Source organism: Psychrobacillus faecigallinarum (assembly GCF_014836595.1).
Classification (GTDB): Bacteria; Bacillota; Bacilli; order Bacillales_A; family Planococcaceae; genus Psychrobacillus; species Psychrobacillus faecigallinarum.
Map to the genome: position 1 here is coordinate 1 of NZ_JACSQO010000011.1, position 7,445 is coordinate 7,445.

9 protein-coding genes and 1 pseudogene are annotated in these 7,445 nt (G+C 34.3%); 9 read left to right on the forward strand and 1 reads right to left on the reverse strand.

All coding sequences use genetic code 11. From position 1 onward, the window contains the following. The 4 genes and pseudogenes from H9650_RS17120 to H9650_RS17135 all read left to right on the forward strand — a co-directional run. Positions 1 to 174: pseudogene (locus H9650_RS17120) on the forward strand (GntR family transcriptional regulator); the annotation flags it as partial. A 5-nt stretch (positions 175 to 179) separates the two neighbouring features. Beyond that, positions 180 to 1,046 (forward strand): ABC transporter ATP-binding protein, encoded by an 867-nt coding sequence (locus H9650_RS17125; protein ID WP_144541346.1) that lies wholly within the window; start codon positions 180 to 182, stop codon positions 1,044 to 1,046. After that, positions 1,039 to 1,644, forward strand: a complete 606-nt coding sequence (locus H9650_RS17130) for an ABC-2 transporter permease (RefSeq protein WP_144541344.1) — start codon at positions 1,039 to 1,041, stop codon at positions 1,642 to 1,644. The genes H9650_RS17125 and H9650_RS17130 overlap by 8 nt, the downstream gene beginning before the upstream one ends. A gap of 478 nt (positions 1,645 to 2,122) precedes the next feature. Further along, on the forward strand, positions 2,123 to 2,692 hold the full coding sequence (locus tag H9650_RS17135; RefSeq protein WP_225216149.1) for a hypothetical protein: 570 nt from the start codon (positions 2,123 to 2,125) through the stop codon (positions 2,690 to 2,692). A 187-nt stretch (positions 2,693 to 2,879) separates the two neighbouring features. Here the strand turns inward: H9650_RS17135 and H9650_RS17140 are convergent, their stop codons facing one another. Beyond that, positions 2,880 to 4,118 (reverse strand): IS110 family RNA-guided transposase, encoded by a 1,239-nt coding sequence (locus tag H9650_RS17140; protein ID WP_191697727.1) that lies wholly within the window; start codon positions 4,116 to 4,118, stop codon positions 2,880 to 2,882. A gap of 354 nt (positions 4,119 to 4,472) precedes the next feature. On the opposite strand from H9650_RS17140, the gene H9650_RS17145 reads away from it, so the two are divergent. From H9650_RS17145 to plsY, 5 genes are all read left to right on the forward strand, one after another. Further along, positions 4,473 to 4,859 carry a hypothetical protein gene (locus tag H9650_RS17145; RefSeq protein WP_191697729.1) on the forward strand — a complete coding sequence of 129 codons (387 nt, stop codon included), beginning with the start codon at positions 4,473 to 4,475 and terminating at the stop codon, positions 4,857 to 4,859. Positions 4,860 to 4,976: 117 nt separating this feature from the next. Then, positions 4,977 to 5,450: a hypothetical protein gene (locus H9650_RS17150; protein WP_191697730.1), complete on the forward strand. Its 474-nt coding sequence runs from the start codon at positions 4,977 to 4,979 to the stop codon at positions 5,448 to 5,450. Positions 5,451 to 5,600: 150 nt separating this feature from the next. Continuing rightward, positions 5,601 to 5,822 (forward strand): hypothetical protein, encoded by a 222-nt coding sequence (locus H9650_RS17155; protein ID WP_144541195.1) that lies wholly within the window; start codon positions 5,601 to 5,603, stop codon positions 5,820 to 5,822. Positions 5,823 to 6,025: 203 nt separating this feature from the next. Beyond that, positions 6,026 to 6,286 carry a hypothetical protein gene (locus H9650_RS17160; RefSeq protein WP_144541197.1) on the forward strand — a complete coding sequence of 87 codons (261 nt, stop codon included), beginning with the start codon at positions 6,026 to 6,028 and terminating at the stop codon, positions 6,284 to 6,286. A 125-nt stretch (positions 6,287 to 6,411) separates the two neighbouring features. Then, positions 6,412 to 6,990, forward strand: coding sequence for a glycerol-3-phosphate 1-O-acyltransferase PlsY (gene plsY / locus H9650_RS17165; RefSeq protein WP_144541199.1), 579 nt, complete (start codon positions 6,412 to 6,414; stop codon positions 6,988 to 6,990). Positions 6,991 to 7,445 lie beyond the last annotated feature (455 nt).

The following is a 7,445-nucleotide window of genomic DNA, read 5'->3' on the forward strand; positions in this document are numbered from 1 at the left end:
TATTCCATTGTCGGAAAAGGGTCTTTTGTTGCAGAGCAAAATCTAGAGGTTATAAGAGAGAAGAAGCTGAAGGTCATCGAGGAGCAACTTAGTGCAGTCATAACAAATAGCAGAGAAATTGGACTATCATTTGATGAGCTTCAGGACTTATTAAAGATTTTATATGAGGGGTGAATGGAATGGAGAATGTGGTTGAATTTACAAATGTAACGAAAAGGTTTAAAGATTTTACCGTAAAAAATATTGATTTACAAGTGAAGCAAGGCTTTGTAACGGGATTCATTGGAGCAAATGGTGCTGGTAAATCAACATCGATAAAAATGATGATGAATCTATTAAGACCAGATGTTGGGGAAATTAAGCTTTTTGGGTTGGATTACAAGAAACATGAGAAGGCAATTAAGGAGCGCATTGGATTTGTGTATGATGGCAATGTATTTTTTGAAGGGCTAAACATGAAAGATATAAAACGGATTGTAGCACCAGCATACAAACACTGGGATGATAAAGTATTTTATCAATATATCGAAAAATTCGAATTACCACTTAATAAAGCAATAAAAACTTTCTCTAAAGGGATGCAAATGAAGGCTTCATTGGCGATAGCACTATCTCATCATGCAGAGCTGATCATTATGGACGAACCAACAGCAGGCTTAGACCCCATTTTTAGACGAGAATTGTTGGATCTTTTACAGGAATTAATGGTTGATGGAAATCGTACCATTTTCTTCTCGACGCATATTACAACAGATTTAGATCGGATCGCAGATTATATAGCTTTTATGCAGAGTGGCGAATTAGTATTTAATCAGTCCATTCACGACGTTGCTGAAAATTATGCCATCGTTAAAGGAAGATTGGATCTTCTGGATAGAGATACTGAAAAGGCATTTATTCATGTTCATCGTGCAACAACAGGATTTGAAGCATTAACGGACAATACTAAAGCAGTGAGTAATATCTTTGGAGACTCAGTTGCCATTGATCACGCCTCTCTGGAAGATATCATGTATCACTTGAAAGGAGGAATACACCATGTTTAATTTAATCAGACGTGACGTCATTCTGCAGAAAAGGCAGCTATTATTCTTTATTCCTTTTATCTTATTCTTTATTATTATGGGCAAAGACCCAGTTTTTACTTTTCTCGTTTCCAGTATTTTTATTCCCTTTAACACATATGCTTACGATGAAAAAGCAGAGACAAACATATTATTAAATTCCTTACCATATACACGTACGGAAATTATCGCTTCACGCTATCTTGGTGCTATTATTTACATGATTTTAGCAATAGGGGTGACAAGTCTATCATTATTCACCTTCAATAAACCTTTTACTATGACTGACATTGCGATTGGCTGTGGCTTATTCTTATTATTTGCCGCTTTTACCTTTCCATTATTTTATATATTTAAACCAGGCTATATTTTCCCGGTTGTACTCATTTGCTTTATCCTTTTGGCAGCTATAGGTCCGGCTATTGTCACGTTTTTAACTGAGCATTTAACCGCAATAACTGATTTCATTGTTAATTTAACTGTCCCGTCTTTATATACAGGAGCGACACTTGGCATCATGGTAGTCTATGCTATCTCTTGGGGACTTACCAATATCATTTACCAGCGAAAAGCGTTCTAAGCGGGGGAATTACGGAGAGTTCTTATATATACTACTGAATTAAATGCTAAATAGATGTCTCTTTTGCAACGCATCTTAGATACCGAATTTTAAAATAATACTTATCCATTTAGAAGTAATATTATTCAAGCTTTAGTTAAAGTAGAAGTAATTAATTTTGAGACTGAGATGTTGTTCTAGTTATTTCATTAAAGCGCGCTTTCTTTAATAAGAAAGCGTCTTTCTTGAATAGACAACACATATTAGATATTGAGTTTATTGATGTGTAAAAAAGATAGTGAAGTATTGCACTTAAAGTAATGGGTGCTTTAGCAAAATATAGCCATCATTTCGATGGCCTATTTTTATGTCTATACCATTAAGTTGATTCCAGGTATGTATTGTGAAATGTTACACTTAAACTAACGGGGCAGTTTAGTTGAACAAAGTATGATTGTAACTGCACAGGATAAACTAAACCTAAATATAATTTAGGGTGATGAAATTGGATAAAAGTAAACCTCTTCTATTGGTTTTATTTAGTATATTAATTTGTGGGTTGTATAATGGAACAGTAAATGCACAACTGAACGATTCTTCTCCCTCTTTTGATGAAAAATCTACTAAAGTAAGACAGTACACCCCTTCAGAACTCCAGTTAGAGTCTTTTAAAGGCGGTCTACTCGTAGGTGAACCGAAACAAGCAGTTGAATTTTGGATATTAGGTGTGAATAATCGAAGTGGTGCCATTCAATATACGATGTTGTCCCCTTCGCTTCAAGAAAAAACAAGGAGTAAATTTGAGGAAACTCGCTGGATAACAGGACAGTCAAGCCCTTCGGTTAATAACTTTCGTTTTACCAACGAAGAAAAGCTTAGCGAATCCAAAATGCGGTATACCGTTAAATACGATGTAGAGACATCTACGCAGTATTTGGTAAGTGGGCAGAAGATTATTTTTGTGGAAAAGAATCTAGAACCATTTAGAGAGAATTGGTTTATTTCATCAATAACAACGAAATATAATGAATGGGAAGCATTTACCCCAGCCGAGACAGTTTTAAAATAGACCATTGCAGTTAACAAACAAATAAAGAGCAAAGTTTGTGAATAAATATACTTAAACTAAACCAGCTAATAGAATGTCAAGAAAAACATTTTAAATCGAAAAACACTTCATGTTATACTAAAAATGCACAACACAAATAACCCTCCAAATTTAATTCGGAAGGTTTTTGATATATTTGAAAATTATGTTATTTAATAGTTTCTTGGAATGGTGTTTTCGTTTTTAAAATCGCATAAATCCAGTGTAAGAGCTTATTAGCACAAGCTATAACGGCTACCTTATACGGCTTACCTTCATCGCGTTTTAAATCGTAGAAGGATCGTAATCGTTTATTTCGTGCAATGGTTTCATCTGTTGTTTTCTTTTTACGGCTATCTCGGATTGAACAGCGAACAGCTGTGTAAAGCGTGTGGCGAAGCCTAGCTGAACCGCGTTTGGTAATGTGATTTTTCGTGCCTTTAAAGCGACCTGATTCAAACACACTTGGGTCTAGACCCGCAAAGGCTACTAACTTTTTCGGATGATTAAACCGCTCAATTTTCCCGATTTCTGAAAGAATCGTGGCCGCGATTTTTTCACCTATACCGGGAAGTGACTGGATTAATTCATATTCTTCGAGTTGTGCCGCCAATTGATCCATCTCACGCTCTAACGTGGAAAGTTGTTGGCGGTACGCTTGAAGTAAATCAATATACATATTCAGACTAACGAGAAGGCTCTGATAAAGCGTTGACTGAAATGGGTTGCGTTCCGCCGCTGCGATTAAGTCCTCAGCTCTTTCATACGCCCAATTAAATGAACGTGCTTTACAATGCTTATCAATAAATTGTGCAATCTCTTCTACACCTGCTTTTAGTACTGATTCAGATGTAGGAAAGGACTGTAAAGTCCTTAATGAAATCTCAGCGTATAAATCACCATAAACTCCTTTATACTCCGGGAATACTTGATCTAATATGGCTTGAAATTGTAGCTTTGTTTGAACCATAATTCCCGTCATATTTTCGTGTTGTCTTGTGAGATGTCGAAGGTTTAATAGCTGAATACCACGCTTTTTCTGAGGCTCTAAATCCTCTTTGTAATATAGTTCACCTAAGTGATAGGCATCAATGGCATCAGTTTTAGTTTTTCGTAAGTTAGAGCTTTTTGCTCGATAAGATACCAGTGGATTTACGATTATGACAATGTACTCTTGTGCCTCTAAAAACTGTACAACTGGGGCATGATAGTGACCTGTTGATTCCAAAACAACAGGTGGTTTTAACCCTGTTTTGCGCTCTAAATCTAGTAAATAAGCGTGTAACTCTTCAAGACCTTCCACCGTATGTTGAATCTTCACACTGTTTTTATAGGGCATTTTTTTATCCAAGAACATTTGAACCTGACTTTCACCTTTTGCGACATCCAGACCGACTACTGGATTCATATTTTATCTCCTCCTCATAAAGTGTATTGACCGGTAACCTCTATCTAGCTTGTTATTCATATCTTCGCTTGTTATGCGGGATCATCATGTCCCAACCAGCCTAATCATGTGTTAACAAGTAGAGGGTGAACTGTTTAGTTGTCGGGATCAAGTCCCACGAGTGCTTCCGTTCTACCCCGGCTACTATCAATCTATAAATTGAATAAAAAATAGTCAACCAGTTATCTGGCTGACCTTATAATACGAACGGGTGCTTTACTTCAATTAGGAGTAGAGCCTTTTTACTAACGGGCAGGTCGGGTGAATAAGATAAGGGATAAGGATTAAATTTAAACAGTGTAAAGAGGGTGAAAAATGAAAAGACCTTTAGGAGTATCTTTTATTAGTTATTTTTACATTTTCGGTGCAGTTGTATTGATTTTCACAGCCGTATTTATTAATCCAGATGCAGAGGAATTTGGCATAGCAGATAGGTTTGGTTTACCAAACTTTCCAGAACAGCCATTTAGGATTATATTGGCAGTTGTTTCCCTTATCATCATAAATGGTTATATGCGTTTAAAAAGATGGGGATTTTGGTTAATGATTTTATATTCATTTGGATTTGGTCTAATAAGCTATATTCTATTATTCTCAAATAATCAACAACCGTTTACTGGGAATTTTATTTGGTCAGTAATCGTCTTAATTTATACACTTTATGTTAGAAAGTCATTTTTTCATGTAGAAAAGAGTTTTTAAGTCACTGAATATGCTTAACTGGTGAAAATCCATACCAGTAATTCAGTACTTTGTGAAGCATTGTACTTAAACAAACGGTGTGCTTTACTTCAATAAGGAAATTAAAGGAGTGTTTTTTTGGAAAACCAATATGTATGTCGTTTTGATATAGATTTTAGACTTGGCGATATTGAAATTAAATTAAATGGGGATGGTCAAGAAGTCCGTTTTAAATTTATGATTGCATTCTTTTCATTTCCTTCTTTATTATTTTTTCTGTTACAGCTATGGAATGGAAAAATGAACGAAACTGAAATAAGCAGTTTCGGTTTTGCGGTGAGATATTATTTTACTGTAGAGGATGAAGATTTACTTATTGAACATTCAACTTACCATGATGACGAATACATTACTCGCAATTATAAATTTAATTTTGAGAATTTTGTTAAAGCAATAGATAAAGGATTTTCAGAATACCTTCAAGAACAACGCAGTAAAGGAATTCCTATAGGAGTAGAAGAATTTTCTCACCCCTTATCGAAGGAAGTAATTAAAGAATATGAAGAATTCTCGACCATCATCAATGAGAAGAAAGGTAAATACTTCAACTAACGGGTGCTTTAGCAAAATATGGCCATCATTCGATGGTCTATCTTTATGTCCAAAATATTAAGTTGATCTCAGATATACATTGTGAAATGTTACACTTAAACTAAATCAGCAGTTTAGTTGAAGATGATATAATTAAGGAGACAAATGTAATTGGAGTGGAACGAATACAGAATGGATAAAATAAAACGCTATTTAACAGAGCGGAAAAAATCATATTTTTTAAATGCTACAATTTTTGTTTTAATATTTATTATTGTTATTTTTATATTTGGACCTCCGAGGTATTATGTTGTACCAATTTTATCGATGATAATAGGTTACGGTAGTGTGGAGTTTGTCGGATATAAGCTTTGGAAAAAAGATAAATTTTGAATTTATCTTTTTTGAACTAACGGGTGCTTAGCAAAATATGACCATCATTTCGATGGCCTATTTTTATGTTCATAACATTAAGTTGATCTCAGATATGTATTGTGAAATGTTACATTTAACTAAAGCTTCAGTTTAGTTAAACAAAGACTAATTTAAAGAAGAGAGAATAAGTATACAGAGATATACAACTGGGGGGAGAAAAATTGAAGAAAAACGATAGAGGCACTTTATATTTTAATATGTCCATTGGTACACTAGGACTTCTCATTATTATTGTAGGATTATTCAAATATGTTCAAACCGTTGGTGGGGATTCTTCATTTGCATTGTTAGGTTTTCCTTTAACAATGATTTACTTAAATTATCTTGAAGGGAAAGCTGGTATAAGTAAAAAAATATTATGGATTAAATCTATCATAGCGATTTCTTTACTGTTTATAATCTACATCTTCTTATTTAGCTAACGGGAGCTTTACTTCAAGAAGGAGTATGTTGAACTAACCCAGCAGGTAATGTAAGAAGGATTGCAGGAAATCATGTGCAATAAATAGAAATACTTACTTAACAAACTATGTAAGGAGATAATACTTTGAACATTTTAACTTTGATTCTAAGTTATTTAATTGGTTCAATCTCATTTGCTTTAGTAATCGGTAAAATATTTTATAAAAAAGATATTCGTGATTACGGTAGTGGTAATCTTGGTGCAACTAATGCTTATAGAGTTTTAGGCATAAAAGCAGGAGTAATTGTTGCAATTGCTGATATATTAAAAGGTACATTTGCTTGTTTACTTCCCGTAATACTTGGTTCTACAGTTAACCCTATTGTATCTGGTTTATTAGCCATATTAGGACACATATTTTCTGTTTTTGCTAGTTTTAAAGGTGGAAAGGCTGTTGCGACAGCAACTGGAGTTTTCTTGTTTTTGACTCCTTCAGGTGTTTTTGTTGGTTTTGTTGTGTTTGTGTTAACTTTGCTATTTACTAAGTATGTATCACTAAGTTCAATGTTGGCTAGTATAGCATTATTCATTTACAGTCTTATATTTGAAGATAAAGTTATGATAGCACTTTCTCTACTAATAAGCTTATCAATAATCATTCTGCACAGACAAAATATAAAGAGAATTGTAAATGGAACAGAAAACAAAATAGTTGAAAATTAGTGTTTACTTGTTAAGCTAAAGGGCGTTTTAATTTAATATTCGCTTTCCAAAATTAATGTAATTACATAGGATTTTAAAGTTAATACCATAACATTGGGTTACCAACTATAATGTTACTAGACATTTTGAAACAATACGCCAATGGTTTGCTAGAAGCTTGTCTAAATAGTCATTTATACTATTCTCCTAATGTATTGGTTCGTAATTTATTATTCATGAATAAATCCACACTACTACTCCCTTACCGCACTCCATGATTGGAGCGGCAGTCGGCGACTCGGGTGGGATCAGTGAGACAGATAAGACATCACAGACGACGCGCAAGCGGCGGTGATGGCATATCGCTCACCCCACCGAAAGCGTCCGACTAAAGCGGAAATCTACCATTTATTGTTCATACATATCATATAAAATGTAGTGGATCGATTCTCATAATCATGTAATTTATTCATGAA

What these genes read in the sequence shown, in the direction of transcription:
- H9650_RS17135 (WP_225216149.1), top strand. Translation starts at nt 2,123, where the DNA reads ATGAAATTGGATAAAAGTAAACCTCTTCTATTGGTTTTATTTAGTATA.
- H9650_RS17130 (WP_144541344.1), top strand. Translation starts at nt 1,039, where the DNA reads ATGTTTAATTTAATCAGACGTGACGTCATTCTGCAGAAAAGGCAGCTA.
- H9650_RS17145 (WP_191697729.1), top strand. Translation starts at nt 4,473, where the DNA reads ATGAAAAGACCTTTAGGAGTATCTTTTATTAGTTATTTTTACATTTTC.
- H9650_RS17125 (WP_144541346.1), top strand. Translation starts at nt 180, where the DNA reads ATGGAGAATGTGGTTGAATTTACAAATGTAACGAAAAGGTTTAAAGAT.
- H9650_RS17140 (WP_191697727.1), bottom strand. Translation starts at nt 4,118, where the DNA reads ATGAATCCAGTAGTCGGTCTGGATGTCGCAAAAGGTGAAAGTCAGGTT.